The organism is Citrobacter sp. XT1-2-2, assembly GCF_023516235.1.
GTDB lineage: Bacteria > Pseudomonadota > Gammaproteobacteria > Enterobacterales > Enterobacteriaceae > Citrobacter > Citrobacter werkmanii.
In genome coordinates this window covers 139,323-157,032 of record NZ_CP097324.1, presented here as the reverse complement: position 1 = coordinate 157,032, position 17,710 = coordinate 139,323, and the positions used below count along the sequence as shown (strand labels likewise).

The following is a 17,710-nucleotide window of genomic DNA, read 5'->3' as shown; positions in this document are numbered from 1 at the left end:
CGAATTACATCGCAGCGCGATAAATCGCCATGATTTCGTCATGAGTCGCCTGAATCGGGTTAGTGAAACCACAGGCGTCTTTCAGGGCATTGGTCGCCAGAACGGCAAAATCTTCTTCTTTCACGTTCAGCTCACGCAGACCGGCCGGAATATTCACTTTCTGCGCCAGTTCACGGATCGCCGCGATACAGGCTTCCGCCCCTTGCTCTTCACTCAGTCCAGCCACGTTAACGCCCATCGCAGCCGCGCAATCACGCAGACGAGCGGCAGCCACTTTGCTATTGAAAACCTGTACATGCGGCAGCAGCACGGCGTTACATACACCGTGTGGCAGATCGTAGAAGCCACCCAACTGGTGCGCCATGGCGTGCACGTAACCCAGAGAGGCGTTGTTAAATGCCATGCCTGCGAGGAACTGTGCGTAAGCCATGGCTTCACGTGCCTGAGCATTGCTGCCATCTTCAACGGCAACCGGCAGATTTTCCGCAATCATGGTGACCGCTTTCAGCGCGCACGCATCGGTAATCGGGGTTGCAGCAATAGAAACGTAGGCTTCGATAGCGTGGGTCAGCGCATCCATACCGGTAGCCGCCGTCAGAGACTTCGGCATACCGACCATCAGCGAGGAGTCATTGACCGACAGCAGCGGAGTGACGTGCTTGTCGACAATCGCCATTTTGATATGGCGTTCTTCATCGGTAATGATGCAGAAACGGGTCATTTCAGATGCCGTACCCGCCGTGGTGTTGATGGCAATCATCGGCAACTGCGGTTTTGCAGAGCGGTCAACGCCTTCGTAATCGCCGATATAGCCACCGTTAGCGGCCACCAGCGCAATGCCTTTCGCACAATCGTGTGGCGAACCACCGCCGAGAGAAATAACGCTATCACAGTCGTTTTCTTTCAACATTTTCAGGCCAGCAGCTACGTTACTGGTCGTCGGGTTAGGATGCGTACCATCGTAAATTACGCTGAAAATATCATGTTCCTGTAATGCTTTTTGAATCTCGCCAGCCATACCTAATTTGGTCAACATGGCATCCGTGACAATCAGCGTGCGGCGAAAACCATATTCAGCCATGGTATTCATCGCGTCCTTTAATGAATCAGCGCCGATTATATTCACAGAAGGAATAAAAAATGTTGAAGCAGCCATTGTACGATCCTTAATTACTCTAAAGAGTCAGGAAGCATACGTGTGCATTTTCCAGCAAAATATGATCGCGGTTGTTATTTTAATCACATTCAAAATAAAAAAGCACATTAGGTTCATAATCTAATGTGCTGATTGCAATCAATATATATTTTGTATTAATTCATTTAATCTCTGAATTAATTGTTTCATTGTTTTTCAGGAAACAGTAATGCATCGCGTAATAAATGATCATTCCCGCGACGACGCGTAAAACCAATGCGGTCAAAATATTCCAGAATCTGGATAGCCAATTTACGCCCCACGTTAAGCCTGTCGCGAAAATCGGCGGCGCAGGTCGATCCTTTCTCCTGGTCCAGCTCGCGGATCATATTGGCGAAAGACACTATGCGATCGTTACGATAATAACGATCTTTCACGATCGCAGTAATAATGCCTTGCTGCGCCGCTTGTCGTAATACCACGCGCATCATTTGCTCATCCGTCCCGGTCTGTTTTGCCAGGTCGCGCACCCACCACGGCTCATCGCCAAAAAGCGGTTCTGCTTTTTGCCAGATAGCCTGCTGTTCATCGCTGAAACCCGCCTTGTGATCCGGCAAATGCAGCCAACCGTGATGGCTATGGATAGCGCCGCTCTCGCGCATCTTTTCAATCAGCAGCAATACCAGCGCTTCATCTTCCATCGGCAACGCCATACGACGCAGGCGTTCGCGCCCTGGCCCTGGCTCATCACGGTGCTGTTCGTGATAGGTCGCCAGCGTATCGAGGACTTTTCGCTGCCAACGCGCGGCAACGGGAGCATTCAACAGGCTATACCCCGCCTGAATAAAACCATGTTGCTCAATCAACGGACGCATACCGTTACCATTGAGCTGACGCGCCCAGGCGAAGTCAGGAATATTCACCGCCCCACGCGACAGATGCAGCGCCAGGGCGTCGCCGTCGGTGTGCGCATTTTCGAGCGCCGACAACCACTGCAGATATTCCGGTTTACGCTTTCCGCGGCGCGGTGGGTTGAGCGTGACGACGCGTGCGCCAGCCAGCGTCGTGCGGGCAGAAATATCGCGTAGCACCAGGCGGTCGTTATCGGCGAGCCACAGCGGTGTATCAAACACCAGTTCCGCCAGCGTTCCTTCAAGCAATGAGATGCGCCCGGTGACATGGCTGGCCGCGTGGTGAATATGCAGCGGTTGCCACTGCATCAGCGGCGCGGCATGCTCTAAAGAGACAATCACGCGGGTAAAAGCCTCTGGCGGGACATCTGAAAGCAGCCAGTCGCCGCGATTTAGCGCTTCTTTTTGCGCATCGCCGGCAATATTCAGCGCAATACGCTGCCCGGCATGAGCATGCTCAGTAGCCTGATTTTGCGCATGCAAGCTACGTACGCGCATTGGCTTGTTGACGCCCGTCAGCCACAGCGTATCACCGACATTCACTTCACCGCTGAGCGCCGTCCCGGTCACCACCAGCCCTGCGCCTTTAACCGTAAAAGCACGGTCAATCGCCAGACGGAAGCTGTGATCGCGGGCATGCTCGCGCGAGGTTAATTGCAATAAATGGTCGCGTAGTTCTTCGATCCCACGGCCTTCACTGGCGGCAGTCACAAACAGAGCCGCATCGGCAAAACCATAGTTTTCCAGCGTGGTGTGTACCTCTTCACGCACCGTATTGATGCGGTCCTCATCCACGCGATCGGCTTTCGTGAGCGCCACGGTGATTTGCGGATTGCCCGTCAGTTGCAGAATTTGCAAATGTTCACGCGTTTGCGCCATCACGCCATCATCACAGGCGACAACCAGCAGCGCGTGGTCGATACCGCCTACACCCGCCAGCATGTTGGACAAAAACTTTTCATGTCCGGGAACATCAATAAACCCCAGCACCTGCCCATCCGGCTGCGGCCAGTAGGCATAGCCGAGATCGATGGTCATGCCACGCTTTTTTTCCTCCGGCAGACGGTCGGCATTTACACCCGTAATTGCCTGTAATAACGTTGTTTTTCCGTGGTCAACGTGTCCGGCGGTTGCAATAATCATTTCAGCATCATCTCCATAAACCGGGTCTCGTCTTCAAGGCAGCGCAGATCCAGCCACATGCGGCCATCATAAATTCGCCCAATGATCGGCACGGGCAACGCACGCCAGCGGGCGGCCAGCGCGTCGAGGCGACTACCGCGCCCGTCATGTGGGGTAAAGGTCAATGCCGCGCTGGGTAACCTGTCAACAGGTAACGAACCGCTACCAATCTGCGACAGGCAAGGCATCACATTCAAAGCAAACTCGTCGCAGTAACGATCGGCAAGCTGCGCCTGTAATTGCTGGGCCTGCGTGTGGATCGCCTCTTGCGAGCGGGTGAGCTGGCGTAACGTCGGCAACTTCGCCGCCAGCGCTTCCGGATGCAGATAGAGCCGCAGCGTTGCTTCCAGCGCCGCCAGCGTCATTTTATCTGCCCGTAACGCACGTTTCAGCGGATGGCTCTGTAAGCGGGCGATCATCTCTTTTTTACCGACGATAATTCCGGCCTGTGGCCCACCCAGCAGTTTATCGCCAGAGAAACTCACCAGACTCACGCCTGCGGCAATCAGTTGCTGCGGCATTGGCTCCTGCGGCAAACCATACTGACTGAGATCGACCAGCGAACCGCTGCCGAGATCCGCCACCACAGGTACATCCAGCTCCCGACCAATGGCGGCCAACTCTGCCTCATCCACCGACTTCGTAAAGCCTTCAATGCTGTAATTACTGGTATGCACCTTCATCAGCAGGCCGGTATTTTCATTCACCGCCTGACGGTAATCCTTCGCGTGGGTCCGGTTGGTGGTCCCCACTTCGCGTAGCGTACATCCGGCCTGACACATCACATCAGGAATACGAAACGCGCCGCCAATTTCCACCAGCTCACCGCGCGAAACGACCACCTCTTTGCCGTTAGCCGTGGCGGCCAGCATCAGCAGAACCGCTGCCGCATTGTTATTCACGATACAAGCGTCTTCGGCCCCTGTCAGGCGACAGAGTAAATCCGCCAGCGCCCGATCCCGATGTCCGCGCCCGGCATCATCCAGGCTGTATTCCAGCGTCACCGGCGTGCGCATCGCCTGTACCACCGCATCGATGGCTTCCTCGGCCTGCGACGCACGACCCAGGTTAGTATGCAGCACCGTTCCGGTCAGATTAATCACTGGACGCAACGCGCTTTGCGATTCACGTTCCAGCCGGGTTCTGGCTTCTTGCGCCCAGTCCTCACACCATGCCGGGAGCGCGTGGGCGTCGCGAATGGCTTCTCTGGCTTCGTCGAGCATGTGACGCAGCAGGTCAACTACCCGGGTATGACCGTGGGATTCACGTAAGGCGGAGAAAGCGCTATCGCGCAATAGACGATCGATAGCAGGAAGCTGGCTGTAGAGTGAACGCATGTCGGTTGTCATGAAAGGGCCTGGCTGTTGGTGGCCCTCTCCACCGCGGAGAGGGCTATCGATATAGGAAGGATTGTATCGTGACTTTGCTCAGGCGGACATAACGTGTATCAAGCCTTTGGCGGTTCCGTACGGGCAAAACTTTCGCGTTGAAAGAGCGTTTCCACCAGTTTGACCAGACGCGGGCGGTCCACACACCAGCCGGGCGCGACCCGACGGAAATTGAGATAGCCGACAGCGCAGGCAATCGCAATGGTGGCCAGGTTAACCGTATCCGTTTTCAGCGTACCGTCCGCCAGATAGCCTTCCAGCACATCCAGACTGCGGGTGATTTTCTCCCGCTGGCGTAACAACTCTGTTTCTGACTGCTGTGCGGCGGGGCGAGCCTGTTCTCGTACCGAGACTAAACCGGCATCCATAATGCCGTCTGCCAGCGCTTCCAACTGACGCACCTTCAGCGCCGCCAGCGGTTCACGCGGCAACATAGCTGGCGCAATTTCCAGCAGCTCTATGTATTCCGCGATGATTGGAGAATCAAACCAATACTCGCCTTCATCAGTAACCAGCGCGGGCACTTTTCCTAACGGGTTATAGCGCGCCACGCCGCTATCCGCGTTGTAGGGGAGTTCATTTACAAATTCGAAGGTGATGCCCTTTTCCAGTAACAGAATAGAAATTTTACGCACAAAAGGGCTGGTATAGCTGCCAATGAGTTTCATGCCGGGTCCTTTTTGCCAACAAAAAGCTATGCCCAACGATTGGGGGGCACAGCTTAGTATGGCTCAGGTCAGCGCAAATGGCAGGTGATGACGGTCTCAATGATCCAAATAAAGGTAATGCATCCAACTGGTCATGCGCAGCAGCACTTTACGCATCACCGACACATGGGCGAAATGGTCGGAATAGACCGCCACCTGGGCATAGATACCGTCCGGCAGCGCATCTACCTCGGCATTCGGATCCAGTTCAATGGTTGCCATTACGCCATCGGTACCCGGTACTACTGTTAAGGATTGTAATGCCCCTTGCGCCTGATAAGAACCTCCCGGCACAACGGGAAGGATACTGGTCAGCTTGCCGCTAAACACCTGGCCTGGCAGCGCGTTGAATACCACTTCGGCTTCATCGCCCGGTTCAAGACGCAGCAGTGAATTCTGGCGGAATTGCGCCACGATTTGCCGTTTTTGTTCAGGAATAAATACCATCACGGGTCGCAGAGGCAACGCGGCGGCGTAAGTCCCCGGGCGAATAAGCACCTGCGTCACGTAACCGTTGCTGGGCGCACGCACAACGGTCTGTTCAAGATTATATTTGGCTTCGGCGAGCTGGGCGCGCAGGGAGGCGACCTGGGATTGCTCACCGTTGACCATACTGTCTAACTGGCTCTGAATCTGGGTCTGTTCCGCTACTGAGCCTTTTACCAGCGCATCCTGAGCCAGATAGTTCTGGCGGGCATTGTCGATATCACTTTCGGAAAACGGGTTAACCTTCGCCTGGCTACCCTTCAAATAGCGCTGATAATCTTTATACAGGCGGTCACGTTCAGCAGACACGCGAGTGGTATTAGCGACCGCTTCCGACAGTTGCGCTTTCAAATTGTCGATGTTGTGGGTCGCGGTGACCAGGTCGGCCTGCAGCCGGTCAACTCGCGCCTGATAACGCACAGGATCGAGTTTAAATAACACTTCGCCTTTTTTAATCAGCTGATTATTTTTATCTGTTACCTCACTAACAATTCCTGTGACCTGTGGAGTGACGGGAATTGAAATAACCGCTTTTTGCGCCGTAAAGGTATACGGATGGTTATAGTTCATTAATAAGATGAGTCCCGCCACAATAAACACCCCACCTAATGCTGCGGTGGCAAGCGTCCACTGGTTTACCGGAATACGGAATATTTTAAAGATGGCCCAGGCGAATGCCACATAAGTCAGGACAATTAACAAATCCATGATTAAATCTCCGGAAAGGTGGAGTTATCGATTTTTTTATCCCCATCCAGTTTTTTTTCCAACTGGGCTATACGCGCGGCCAGCACGGCGATTTCAGGGTCAGGTTCCTTTCCGGTCGGCGTGATGTGCGACTGCATCCCCCACCCCTTTTCGGGCTGGTAGAGCGTGGCCCAAATCCACAGGAACGGCCAAATAACATGCAACGTAAAAAGACTTACCCACCCTGCCGTATGGATAGCGTCGGCATGCGGATGGTTGCGCTTTTTAGCGATGTTATAGGGAATGTCATGGATGGCGATGATTCCGTAAAACAGAACCAGAAAAACGAAGATCAGCACGCCTAACGCGAAATAATTTAGAAACATACCTGCCTCGAATTCACGCTAATTAGAGTTTTTTTATGCCGGCAGCCGTACGCATCCTGGCTGATGCTTTGAACATAACCGCAGTTTGCGGTTTTCGCCATACCACAAAAAAAATATTTTTTCTGGTTTTAAGTTGCTTTATCTGGCAAGAAAAATATGAGCTCCAGAACCCGTCGCAGATCACATTTGGTTAAACCGAGACAAAAATACTTTGTGAATCACATCACAAAAATTCAACAAACAGCAAATACAAAAACGTGAATAAGATCACATTTAACCGCCATTTTTAGCGATTACTTGCACTGTGATGTTTTTTTGTACCGTTATTTTGTGATGAAAATCACATTAACTGACACCACACACCCTATATTTACGTGACCAACATCACATTAAAGGCCGTCGACTGGACAGTTGAACGATTCAGTGCCAGATTTCGCAGTATCTACAGGGTCCGGCTACCTCCTGCCGCTACATTAACAAACCTCGGGCTTTCAGCCTGCGCGATAGCAAACATAAGAAGGGGTGTTTTTATGTCATCCGATATTAAGATCAAGGTGCAAAGCTTTGGTCGATTCCTCAGCAATATGGTGATGCCAAATATCGGCGCGTTTATCGCGTGGGGTATTATCACCGCATTATTCATTCCGACAGGGTGGTTGCCGAACGAAACGCTGGCGAAGCTGGTCGGTCCGATGATCACCTATCTGCTGCCGCTGCTGATCGGTTATACCGGTGGTAAGCTGGTGGGCGGCGAGCGTGGCGGCGTGGTTGGTGCTATCACCACCATGGGCGTTATCGTCGGCGCGGATATGCCGATGTTCCTTGGCTCCATGATCGCAGGCCCGCTGGGCGGCTACTGCATCAAAAAATTCGATAACTGGGTAGACGGTAAGATCAAATCCGGTTTTGAGATGCTGGTGAATAACTTCTCCGCAGGCATCATCGGTATGATCCTCGCCATCCTGGCTTTCCTCGGCATTGGTCCATTGGTTGAAGGTCTGTCCAAAATTCTGGCGGCAGGCGTTAACTTCATGGTTGTCCATGACATGCTGCCGCTGGCGTCTATCTTCGTTGAACCGGCAAAAATTCTGTTCCTCAACAACGCCATCAACCACGGTATTTTCTCACCGCTGGGTATTCAGCAGTCCCATGAGATGGGCAAATCCATCTTCTTCCTGATTGAAGCTAACCCAGGTCCGGGTATGGGCGTCCTGCTGGCGTACATGTTCTTTGGTCGCGGCAGCGCTAAGCAGTCTGCGGGCGGCGCGGCTATCATCCACTTCCTGGGCGGTATCCACGAAATTTACTTCCCGTACGTGCTGATGAACCCACGTCTGATTCTGGCCGTTATCCTTGGCGGTATGACTGGCGTATTCACCCTGACCATCCTGAATGGCGGTCTGGTTTCTCCGGCTTCTCCTGGCTCGATTCTGGCCGTGCTGGCGATGACGCCAAAAGGCGCTTACTTCGCAAACATCGCTGCTATCTGTGCCGCCATGGCGGTCTCCTTTGTGGTCTCAGCTATCCTGCTGAAAACCAGTAAAGTGAAAGAAGAAGACGATATTGATGCGGCGACCCGTCGTATGCAGGACATGAAAGCGGAATCTAAAGGCGCATCTCCGCTGGCGGCTGGCGACGTGACCAACGACCTGAGCCATGTACGTAAAATCATCGTGGCTTGCGATGCCGGTATGGGTTCCAGCGCCATGGGCGCAGGCGTACTGCGTAAGAAAGTGCAGGATGCCGGTCTGTCTCAGATTTCCGTCACCAACAGCGCGATTAACAATCTGCCGCCGGATGTGGATCTGGTCATTACCCACCGCGACCTGACTGAACGTGCGATGCGTCAGGTGCCTCAGGCACAGCACATCTCGCTGACTAACTTCCTCGACAGCGGTCTGTATACCAGCCTGACCGAACGTCTGGTCGCTGCACAGCGCCACAACGTGAACGAAGAGAAAGTCCGCGATCACCTGAAAGACAGCTTTGATGAGGGTGATACCCATCTGTTCAAACTGGGTGCGGAAAATATCTTCCTTGGCCGGAAAGCCTCTAACAAAGAAGAAGCGATTCGCTTTGCCGGTGAACAACTGGTGAAAGGCGGCTATGTTGAGCCGGAATACGTCGATGCCATGCTGGACCGCGAAAAGCTGACGCCGACTTACCTCGGTGAATCCATCGCAGTACCGCACGGTACGGTAGAAGCCAAAGACCGCGTGCTGAAAACCGGCGTGGTGTTCTGCCAGTACCCGGAAGGCGTACGCTTTGGTGAAGAAGAAGACGATATTGCCCGTCTGGTCATTGGTATCGCCGCACGTAACAATGAGCACATCCAGGTCATCACCAGCCTGACCAACGCGCTGGATGATGAATCCGTGATCGAACGTCTGGCCCATACCACCAGCGTGGATGAAGTTCTGGAACTGCTGGCAGGTAAAAAAGCTTAACAGTTAAGTATCTCCAAAATAGTTCGAGCTGCAGGAAGGCGGCAACGCAGTGAATCCCCAGGAGCGTACATAAGTACGTGACTGGGGTGAGCGAGGAGAGCCAACGCATCTGCAGTTCGAAATATGAAGGCGATATCCTCTCCCTTGTGGAGAGGGTTAGGTTGAGGGGAAAGCTATGCGGTCCCTCACCCCAGCCCTCTTGGGTAAAAACATTAATGAAGGTTAATACTATGAAAGCATTACATTTTGGCGCAGGTAATATCGGTCGTGGCTTTATCGGCAAACTGCTGGCGGACGCGGGGATACAGCTGACGTTTGCAGATGTAAACCAGGTCGTGCTCGATGCCCTGAATGCCCGTCATAGCTATCAGGTTCATGTTGTGGGTGAAAACGAGCAGGTTGATACCGTTTCCGGCGTCAACGCCGTCAGCAGCATCGGCGATGATGTCGTCGATCTGATTGCCCACGTTGATTTAATCACTACTGCCGTAGGTCCGGTTGTGCTTGAGCGTATCGCTCCGGCCATCGCTAAAGGGCTGGTAAAACGCAAAGCGCAGGGCATCTCTACCCCGCTGAATATCATCGCCTGTGAAAACATGGTGCGCGGAACCACGCAGTTGAAAGGCCACGTCATGAACGCGCTGGCAGATGAAGACAAAGCCTGGGTTGAAGAACATGTTGGCTTTGTCGATTCCGCCGTGGATCGCATCGTGCCGCCATCTGCTTCTGCGACCAACGATCCGCTGGAAGTTACCGTCGAAACATTCAGCGAGTGGATTGTCGACCAAACGCAGTTCAAAGGCGAGCTGCCAAACATCCCGGGAATGGAATTAACTGATAACCTGATGGCATTTGTCGAACGTAAACTCTTCACGCTGAACACCGGGCATGCTATAACCGCGTACCTCGGAAAATTGACCGGTCATCAGACCATCCGTGACGCGATTCTCGACGAGAAAATCCGCGCAGTGGTAAAAGGTGCAATGGAAGAGAGCGGCGCGGTACTGATCAAACGCTACGGTTTTGATGCCGATAAACACGCGGCTTATATCCAGAAGATTCTCGGTCGTTTTGAAAACCCGTATCTGAAAGATGATGTTGAGCGCGTTGGACGTCAGCCGCTGCGTAAACTGAGTGCAGGCGACCGTCTGATTAAACCGCTGCTGGGCACGCTGGAGTATGGTCTACCGCACGTTAATCTGGTTACCGGTATTGCTGCTGCAATGCATTACCGCAGTGAAGAAGATCCGCAGGCACAGGAACTGGCCGCGCTGATTGACGAAAAAGGTCCACAGGCCGCGCTGGCGCAGGTATCCGGTCTGGATGCCAACAGTGATGTGGTGGCGGAGGCGGTTAACGCATATAACGCGACCAAATGATAGAGAATGTGGCGCAGGTCAGCCTGCGCCCGAATGACAGATTGTCAGATATGCAGGCAATAATGGAACAAACGCAGGCCTTTGAAAATCGTGTGCTTGAGCGTCTGAATGCTGGCAAAACCGTACGCAGCTTCCTCATCACCGCCGTAGAACTGCTCACCGAGGCGGTGAATATCCTTGTGCTTCAGGTATTTCGCAAAGATGACTATGCGGTGAAATATGCCGTAGAACCGTTGCTCGACGGCGACGGTCCATTGGGCGATCTTTCGGTTCGTTTGAAGCTAATCTATGGTCTGGGCGTACTCAGTCGCCCGGAGTATGAAGATGCGGAGCTTCTGATGGCGCTGCGGGAAGAGCTGAATCACGACGGCAATGAGTATGCGTTTACCGACGACGAGATTCTTGGGCCGTTTGGCGAGCTTCACTGCGTGACGGCACTCCCGCCACCGCCACAGTTTGATACCTCAGACTCAGGTTTGCACGCCATGCAAATCCAGCGCTACCAGCAAATGGTACGCTCCACGATGGTACTTTCCCTGACCGAGCTGATTTCTAAAATCAGCTTAAAAAAAGCCTTTCAAAAATAAGGCCATGCAGGCTTATTTCTCTTCCTGCTGCGGTCGATAAAGCTGTCGATAGTACGCCAGACGTTGCAGATACAGCTGCGCATTCTCCTGCGGTATTTCAGAAGGGACAACGTTGCGCGGCGGTGTTTTATTCAGATACTCACGAAAAGCCTGGCTTGAGGCCATGAAATCAACAGTCTTATCAATAAGGACCGAAACATTCTCACCTATTTTCGCCATAATCTTCCCTCCTCCATGTATTAACCACGCTTAGCCTGCGCGGTTGATCATTTAAGTTTAGGATCGGTTGGGCGATTATATTGAGGAAAACGTGCTTCGCTATCAACCCGCCAACAGAAAGCGCCATCGCCGATCTTATTGCTTAAAATTCCTTATCAATCAAAAACGTAATATTATCATTAGCTGATTAATACTTGCGGCATTTGATTATTTATCTTCGATTTGTTGTGAAGAATCCCGCTCTGCGCGCATACTATAAGATATACATTCTATTTTTTATCAGAAGCTATCCTATGAAAGAAGTCGAAAAAAACGAAATTAAACGCCTGAGCGATCGCCTGGACGCTATCCGCCACCAGCAGGCTGACCTGTCGCTGGTTGAAGCCGCTGACAAATATGCCGAGCTGGAAAAAGAGAAAGAAACCCTGGAAGCCGAGATCGCGCGCCTGCGTGAAGTACACGGCCAGAAGCTGAGCAAAGAAGCGCACAAGCTAACGAAACTTCCCTTTCGCCGCGCCATTACCAAAAAAGAACAGGCCGACATGGGCAAGCTGAAGAAAAGCGTGCGTGGTCTGATTGTCGTCCACCCGATGACCGAACTTGGCCGTGAAATGGGCCTGAAAGAGATGACAGGCTTCGCAAAAACCGAGTTCTGATCTCTTGCCGGGCAACATCCGTTTGCCCGGTCTTTCCCGCACCACCAATTGGCCCTACCAATTATAACCAGATCCTACCATCACCTCACATTTCATTAAAATTCGCGTACAATACCGTTGCCAATAAATAACATCTGATTAACCATTCATTGTCATTACCCCTACACAACAATATTGGCAGGGCCACTTTTACACATAATGTGACGAAGAGATGAGCAAAGACTCATTTCATTATGTCTGAGGCCCCCAGGAGACCTGCAATGAATCTCTGGCAACAGAACTACGATCCAGCCGGTAACATCTGGCTTTCCAGTCTGATCGCATCGCTCCCAATCCTGTTCTTTTTCTTCGCCCTGATTAAGCTCAAGCTGAAAGGCTATGTTGCTGCGTCATGGACGGTGGTGATTGCTCTGGCTGTCGCCCTACTGTTCTACAAAATGCCGGTCGATCACGCTCTGGCCTCGGTGGTGTACGGCTTCTTTTATGGTCTGTGGCCGATTGCCTGGATAATCATCGCAGCGGTATTCGTCTATAAAATCTCGGTAAAAACCGGGCAGTTCGACATCATCCGTTCATCAATACTCTCCATTACCCCAGACCAGCGTCTGCAAATGCTGATCGTTGGTTTCTCCTTTGGGGCATTCCTTGAAGGTGCAGCTGGCTTTGGCGCGCCGGTCGCCATTACCGCCGCGCTGCTGGTGGGGCTTGGCTTTAACCCGCTGTATGCGGCGGGGTTGTGCCTGATCGTGAATACCGCGCCGGTCGCCTTTGGCGCAATGGGCATTCCGATTCTGGTTGCCGGCCAGGTTACCGGACTGGACAGCTTTGAGATTGGCCAGATGGTCGGTCGTCAGTTGCCGTTCCTGACGATTATCGTGCTGTTCTGGATTATGGCGATTATGGATGGCTGGCGCGGCGTGAAAGAAACCTGGCCTGCGGTAATGGTCGCTGGCGGCTCGTTTGCTATCGCCCAATACCTCAGCTCGAACTTTATTGGGCCGGAACTGCCGGACATTATCTCTTCGCTGGTCTCACTGGTGTGTCTGACGCTGTTCCTGAAACGCTGGCAGCCGGTACGTATCTTCCGCTTCGGCGACATGGGCGCTTCGCAGGTCGATATGGACCTGTCGCGCACCCGCTACACTGCGGGGCAAATCATCCGCGCCTGGTCTCCATTCCTGTTCCTGACAGCCACCGTCACGCTGTGGAGCATACCACCGTTTAAAGCGCTGTTTGCGCCGGGTGGCGCAATGTACCACTGGGTAGTGAATGTTCCGGTTCCGTTCCTCGACAAGCTGGTAGCCCGTATGCCGCCGGTCGTACACGAAGCCACAGCCTACGCGGCAGTGTACAAATTTGACTGGTTCTCCGCGACCGGTACCGCGATTCTGTTTGCCGCCCTGCTGTCTATCGTCTGGCTGAAGATGAAGCCGTCCGCTGCGCTGCAGACCTTTGGCAACACGCTGAAAGATCTGGCGCTACCGATCTATTCCATCGGGATGGTGCTGGCATTCGCATTTATCTCTAACTACTCGGGGCTTTCATCAACCCTGGCGTTGGCCCTGGCGCACACCGGCAGCGCGTTTACTTTCTTCTCGCCGTTCCTCGGCTGGCTGGGGGTATTCCTGACCGGGTCCGATACCTCATCTAACGCCCTGTTTGCCGCCCTGCAGGCCACCGCGGCTCAGCAAATCGGCGTTTCGGATGTGCTGATGGTGGCGGCAAATACCACCGGCGGCGTGACCGGCAAGATGATCTCTCCACAATCTATCGCTATCGCCTGTGCGGCAGTGGGATTAGTGGGGAAAGAGTCTGATCTGTTCCGCTTTACCGTGAAACATAGCCTGATTTTCACCTGCATGGTGGGAGTGATTACCACCCTGCAGGCCTATGTATTAACCTGGATGATTCCATGATTGTGATGCCCAGACGCCTGTCCGACGAAGTCGCTTCTCGTGTGCGGGCGCTGATTGAAGAACAACAGCTGGAGGCGGGCATGAAGTTGCCCGCTGAGCGCCAGTTGGCCGTACAGCTCGGCGTATCGCGCAACTCGCTGCGCGAGGCGTTAGCAAAGCTGGTGAGTGAAGGCGTGTTAATCAGCCGTCGCGGCGGCGGGACGTTTGTTCGCTGGCAGCATGAAGCCTGGTCTGAACAAAACATCGTTCAGCCGCTGAAATCCTTGATGGCGGACGATCCTGATTACAGCTTCGATATTCTGGAAGCCCGCCACGCCATTGAAGCCAGTACCGCCTGGCACGCAGCCATGCGGGCCACCAGCGCCGACAAAGAGAAGATCAGACTCTGTTTCGAGGCCACGCAGAGCGAAGATCCGGATCTCGCTTCGCAAGCGGACGTGCGCTTTCATCTCGCCATTGCGGAAGCCTCGCATAACGTGGTGCTGTTACAGACCATGCGCGGTTTCTTCGACGTATTGCAGTCTTCGGTTAAACAGAGCCGCCAACGTATGTACCTTGTGCCGCCCGTATTTTCACAGCTTACAGAACAACATCAGGCCGTGCTGGACGCCATTGTCGCCGGTGATGCCGATGGCGCACGTAAGGCCATGATGGCGCACCTCAGCTTTGTCCACACCACGATTAAACAATTTGATGAAGATCAGGCCCGCCAGGCGCGTATCACCCGCCTGCCCGGTGACCCTGGTGAGAATAGCAGGGAGAACAACACATGATTATTTCAGCCGCCAGCGACTATCGCGCCGCCGCCCAACGTATTTTGCCCCCGTTCTTGTTCCACTACATTGACGGCGGCGCATATGCCGAGCGCACTCTGCGCCGTAACGTCGAAGACCTGTCGGAAGTGGCGCTGCGCCAGCGTGTGCTGAAGAATATGTCCGATCTGAGCCTTGAGACAAAGCTGTTCAACGAAACGCTCTCCATGCCCGTGGCCCTCGCGCCTGTCGGCCTGTGCGGAATGTATGCGCGTCGGGGAGAAGTGCAGGCCGCCGCTGCCGCTGACGCCAAAGGCATTCCGTTTACGCTTTCCACGGTTTCCGTATGTCCAATTGAAGAAGTCGCTCCGACCATCAAGCGTCCGATGTGGTTCCAGTTATATGTTCTGCGCGATCGTGGCTTTATGCGCAACGCGCTGGAACGCGCCAAAGCGGCGGGCTGCTCCACGTTGGTCTTTACCGTCGATATGCCTACGCCGGGCGCACGCTACCGTGACGCCCATTCCGGTATGAGCGGTCCCAACGCCGCGCTGCGTCGTTACTGGCAAGCGGTTACCCATCCGCAGTGGGCATGGGACGTGGGCCTGAATGGTCGCCCACATGACTTAGGCAATATCTCAACCTATCTTGGCAAACCTACCGGCCTTGAGGATTACATTGGCTGGCTGGCGAATAACTTCGATCCGTCAATTTCGTGGAAAGACCTTGAGTGGATCCGCGAATTCTGGGATGGCCCGATGGTGATCAAAGGGATCCTCGATCCGGAAGATGCCCGCGATGCCGTCCGTTTTGGCGCGGATGGCATTGTTGTTTCTAACCATGGTGGCCGCCAGTTAGATGGTGTGCTGTCTTCTGCTCGCGCGCTGCCCGCCATTGCCGATGCGGTGAAAGGCGATATCACTATTCTGGCAGACAGCGGGATCCGTAACGGTCTGGACGTTGTGCGCATGATTGCGCTGGGCGCGGATAGCGTGCTGCTGGGGCGTGCTTATCTGTACGCACTCGCAACCCACGGCCAGGCCGGTGTGGCAAACCTGTTGAACCTGATCGAGAAAGAGATGAAGGTGGCGATGACCTTAACCGGTGCGAAATCGATTAGCGAAATCAGCCGCGATTCACTGGTACAGGAGCTGGGTAAGAACCTGCCTGCTGCATTAGCGCCTCTGGCCCAGGGTAGCGCTGCATAGCACTTTCTCCCGTAAAATCGCGTTTTCTGTATGGTCGGCCTGTTTTCAGCCCGACCATTTTTTATGCAAAAATAACGACTGGTTAACATTTACAACCAATATATTTGACAACTTTTTATCCAACTGCCAAATGTATATACAAGCTAATACAAGAGCATTTTATACAGATACCAAATAATTCGAGCTGCAGGAAGGCGGCAACGCAGCGAATCTCAGGAGCGTACATAAGTACGTGACTGGGGTGAGCGAGGAAAGCCAACGCACATGCAGCTTGAAGTATGACGGGTAGATAACAACCATCATAACGGGCGAGGGTGACATGGCTTATTCCGGTAAAGTGAATATCCAGCAGGCGATAGACGACAGTCCTTTTTCACGCTTTCATTGGGTGATTATTGTCCTGGGCTTTCTGGTGTTAGCCATTGACGGCTTCGATACGGCGGCGATGGGTTATATTGCGCCCACGCTCTCTGCTGACTGGGGCATCCAGAAGCAGGATCTCGGGCCTGTTTTAAGCGCCGCATTGTTGGGTCTCTCATTTGGCGCATTATTGGCCGGACCGATTTCCGATCGGATGGGCCGTAAGCGCGTACTGGTCTTTTCCTGCCTGTTCTTTGGCCTCGCCAGTCTCGGCACCGCCTATGCACAGACGCTGAATATGTTAACGTTCTGGCGCTTCCTCACCGGGCTTGGACTCGGCGCAGCAATGCCCAATGCCATTACCCTGGTGTCAGAATTTGCGCCCAAACGCTGCCGTTCGATGGCAATAAACACCATGTATTGCGGCTTTCCATTAGGGGCTGCGGGCGGTGGCGTCATCTCGTCCTGGCTGATCCCCAACTACGGCTGGCACAGCGTGCTGCTCGCTGGCGCAATCGCCCCACTGACGCTCACCGTGCTGTTGGTGCTGTTCCTGCCGGAGTCGGTTAAGTATTTGGTGCACCGTGGCAAAAGCGTTGCGCAGGTGAAACGTATTGCCCAACGCTTTATGTCAGGCAGTCTGGAACAGGTCACCCAGTTTTATCTGGATGAAGACAAGGTTACGGTCAAAAAAGGCAGCGTGGCGCAGTTGTTCAGTATGCCCTGGCTGCCTGGCACGCTGATGCTGTGGCTGACCTACTTTATGGGACTGGTTATCTATTACGTACTGCTGAGCTGGATGCCCACTCTGATGTTGGGCATGGGCTATCCACTGGCGGAATCGGCCTGGTTAACTTCGCTGTTTACCTTCGGCGGTACGGCCGGGATCCTGCTGGCCGGTTGGTTAATGGATCGCTGGGAAGCACATAAAGTGGTATCACTCGGCTTTATTCTGACGATGCTGTTTGCCCTCGCCCTCGGGTTTGAGCATAACCATATCATCCTGTTCGGCGCACTGATTTTCCTGATGGGGATTACCATGAACGGTGCGCAGTCCGGGCTGCAGACGCTGGCCGCAACGTTCTATCCTACCCACTGCCGCGCGACGGGTATTGCGTGGATGCAGGGCGTGGGTCGATTCGGCGGCGTGGCCGGAACGATGATGAGCGCCCAGTTGCTTTCCCTGCAATGGCAGGCTGATAGTATCTTAATGTTCCTTAGCCTTCCCGCGCTGCTGGCTGCTGCGGCCACGATTTACAAGCTGCAACGCTATAAACCGCGCGCGCTGACCGTCGCATAGTACC

The 17,710-nt window shown here is 53.7% G+C and carries 15 protein-coding genes; 8 read left to right on the top strand and 7 right to left on the bottom strand.

All coding sequences use genetic code 11. The annotated features are described in order from the left end of the window. Nucleotides 1-4: 4 nt before the first annotated feature. From yiaY to M4I31_RS00735, 6 genes are all read right to left on the bottom strand, one after another. The gene (yiaY, locus tag M4I31_RS00760; protein ID WP_038635267.1) at nucleotides 5-1,156 is read right to left on the bottom strand and encodes an L-threonine dehydrogenase; all 1,152 of its coding nucleotides are present in this window, start codon (nucleotides 1,154-1,156) and stop codon (nucleotides 5-7) included. Between the two features lie 185 nt (nucleotides 1,157-1,341). Continuing rightward, on the bottom strand, nucleotides 1,342-3,189 hold the full coding sequence (gene selB / locus M4I31_RS00755; RefSeq protein ID WP_085049091.1) for a selenocysteine-specific translation elongation factor: 1,848 nt from the start codon (nucleotides 3,187-3,189) through the stop codon (nucleotides 1,342-1,344). Beyond that, nucleotides 3,186-4,577 (bottom strand): L-seryl-tRNA(Sec) selenium transferase, encoded by a 1,392-nt coding sequence (gene selA / locus M4I31_RS00750; protein ID WP_085049092.1) that lies wholly within the window; start codon nucleotides 4,575-4,577, stop codon nucleotides 3,186-3,188. The genes selB and selA overlap by 4 nt, the downstream gene beginning before the upstream one ends. 98 nt (nucleotides 4,578-4,675) lie before the next feature. After that, nucleotides 4,676-5,284, bottom strand: coding sequence for a glutathione S-transferase (locus tag M4I31_RS00745; RefSeq protein ID WP_085049093.1), 609 nt, complete (start codon nucleotides 5,282-5,284; stop codon nucleotides 4,676-4,678). 96 nt (nucleotides 5,285-5,380) lie between these two features. Then, nucleotides 5,381-6,517, bottom strand: a complete 1,137-nt coding sequence (locus M4I31_RS00740; RefSeq protein ID WP_038635278.1) for an HlyD family secretion protein — start codon at nucleotides 6,515-6,517, stop codon at nucleotides 5,381-5,383. 2 nt (nucleotides 6,518-6,519) lie between these two features. Beyond that, entirely contained in the window at nucleotides 6,520-6,882 is a 363-nt protein-coding gene (locus tag M4I31_RS00735) for a DUF3302 domain-containing protein (protein ID WP_069323722.1), read from the bottom strand. A 530-nt stretch (nucleotides 6,883-7,412) separates the two neighbouring features. Between M4I31_RS00735 and mtlA the strand changes: the two genes are divergently transcribed. The 3 genes from mtlA to mtlR all read left to right on the top strand — a co-directional run bounded on the left by mtlA (nucleotide 7,413) and on the right by mtlR (nucleotide 11,295). Continuing rightward, complete coding sequence (gene mtlA / locus M4I31_RS00730) at nucleotides 7,413-9,329, top strand: PTS mannitol transporter subunit IICBA (protein WP_038635284.1); 1,917 nt, start codon at nucleotides 7,413-7,415, stop codon at nucleotides 9,327-9,329. 230 nt (nucleotides 9,330-9,559) lie between these two features. Then, nucleotides 9,560-10,708 carry a mannitol-1-phosphate 5-dehydrogenase gene (mtlD, locus tag M4I31_RS00725; protein ID WP_121529697.1) on the top strand — a complete coding sequence of 383 codons (1,149 nt, stop codon included), beginning with the start codon at nucleotides 9,560-9,562 and terminating at the stop codon, nucleotides 10,706-10,708. Then, nucleotides 10,705-11,295 (top strand): mannitol operon repressor MtlR, encoded by a 591-nt coding sequence (mtlR, locus tag M4I31_RS00720; protein WP_005120486.1) that lies wholly within the window; start codon nucleotides 10,705-10,707, stop codon nucleotides 11,293-11,295. Before mtlD ends, mtlR begins: the two co-directional genes overlap by 4 nt. Nucleotides 11,296-11,307: 12 nt before the next feature. Here the strand turns inward: mtlR and M4I31_RS00715 are convergent, their stop codons facing one another. Further along, complete coding sequence (locus M4I31_RS00715; RefSeq protein ID WP_003827334.1) at nucleotides 11,308-11,514, bottom strand: hypothetical protein; 207 nt, start codon at nucleotides 11,512-11,514, stop codon at nucleotides 11,308-11,310. Between the two features lie 293 nt (nucleotides 11,515-11,807). On the opposite strand from M4I31_RS00715, the gene M4I31_RS00710 reads away from it, so the two are divergent. The 5 genes from M4I31_RS00710 to M4I31_RS00690 all read left to right on the top strand — a co-directional run bounded on the left by M4I31_RS00710 (nucleotide 11,808) and on the right by M4I31_RS00690 (nucleotide 17,706). Continuing rightward, entirely contained in the window at nucleotides 11,808-12,170 is a 363-nt protein-coding gene (locus M4I31_RS00710) for a YibL family ribosome-associated protein (RefSeq protein WP_038635293.1), read from the top strand. A gap of 260 nt (nucleotides 12,171-12,430) precedes the next feature. Further along, nucleotides 12,431-14,086: an L-lactate permease gene (lldP, locus tag M4I31_RS00705; protein ID WP_038635296.1), complete on the top strand. Its 1,656-nt coding sequence runs from the start codon at nucleotides 12,431-12,433 to the stop codon at nucleotides 14,084-14,086. Further along, a complete protein-coding gene (lldR, locus tag M4I31_RS00700) occupies nucleotides 14,083-14,859 on the top strand; it encodes a transcriptional regulator LldR (RefSeq protein ID WP_006687599.1) in 777 nt (258 codons plus the stop codon). Before lldP ends, lldR begins: the two co-directional genes overlap by 4 nt. Continuing rightward, a complete protein-coding gene (gene lldD / locus M4I31_RS00695; protein ID WP_038635300.1) occupies nucleotides 14,856-16,046 on the top strand; it encodes an FMN-dependent L-lactate dehydrogenase LldD in 1,191 nt (396 codons plus the stop codon). The genes lldR and lldD overlap by 4 nt, the downstream gene beginning before the upstream one ends. A gap of 319 nt (nucleotides 16,047-16,365) precedes the next feature. Next, a complete protein-coding gene (locus M4I31_RS00690; RefSeq protein ID WP_085049095.1) occupies nucleotides 16,366-17,706 on the top strand; it encodes an aromatic acid/H+ symport family MFS transporter in 1,341 nt (446 codons plus the stop codon). Nucleotides 17,707-17,710 lie beyond the last annotated feature (4 nt).

What these genes read in the sequence shown, in the direction of transcription:
- lldD (WP_038635300.1), top strand. Translation starts at nt 14,856, where the DNA reads ATGATTATTTCAGCCGCCAGCGACTATCGCGCCGCCGCCCAACGTATT.
- M4I31_RS00710 (WP_038635293.1), top strand. Translation starts at nt 11,808, where the DNA reads ATGAAAGAAGTCGAAAAAAACGAAATTAAACGCCTGAGCGATCGCCTG.
- mtlD (WP_121529697.1), top strand. Translation starts at nt 9,560, where the DNA reads ATGAAAGCATTACATTTTGGCGCAGGTAATATCGGTCGTGGCTTTATC.
- mtlR (WP_005120486.1), top strand. Translation starts at nt 10,705, where the DNA reads ATGATAGAGAATGTGGCGCAGGTCAGCCTGCGCCCGAATGACAGATTG.
- selB (WP_085049091.1), bottom strand. Translation starts at nt 3,189, where the DNA reads ATGATTATTGCAACCGCCGGACACGTTGACCACGGAAAAACAACGTTA.
- lldP (WP_038635296.1), top strand. Translation starts at nt 12,431, where the DNA reads ATGAATCTCTGGCAACAGAACTACGATCCAGCCGGTAACATCTGGCTT.
- M4I31_RS00740 (WP_038635278.1), bottom strand. Translation starts at nt 6,517, where the DNA reads ATGGATTTGTTAATTGTCCTGACTTATGTGGCATTCGCCTGGGCCATC.
- M4I31_RS00690 (WP_085049095.1), top strand. Translation starts at nt 16,366, where the DNA reads ATGGCTTATTCCGGTAAAGTGAATATCCAGCAGGCGATAGACGACAGT.
- M4I31_RS00715 (WP_003827334.1), bottom strand. Translation starts at nt 11,514, where the DNA reads ATGGCGAAAATAGGTGAGAATGTTTCGGTCCTTATTGATAAGACTGTT.
- mtlA (WP_038635284.1), top strand. Translation starts at nt 7,413, where the DNA reads ATGTCATCCGATATTAAGATCAAGGTGCAAAGCTTTGGTCGATTCCTC.
- M4I31_RS00735 (WP_069323722.1), bottom strand. Translation starts at nt 6,882, where the DNA reads ATGTTTCTAAATTATTTCGCGTTAGGCGTGCTGATCTTCGTTTTTCTG.
- yiaY (WP_038635267.1), bottom strand. Translation starts at nt 1,156, where the DNA reads ATGGCTGCTTCAACATTTTTTATTCCTTCTGTGAATATAATCGGCGCT.
- M4I31_RS00745 (WP_085049093.1), bottom strand. Translation starts at nt 5,284, where the DNA reads ATGAAACTCATTGGCAGCTATACCAGCCCTTTTGTGCGTAAAATTTCT.
- lldR (WP_006687599.1), top strand. Translation starts at nt 14,083, where the DNA reads ATGATTGTGATGCCCAGACGCCTGTCCGACGAAGTCGCTTCTCGTGTG.
- selA (WP_085049092.1), bottom strand. Translation starts at nt 4,577, where the DNA reads ATGACAACCGACATGCGTTCACTCTACAGCCAGCTTCCTGCTATCGAT.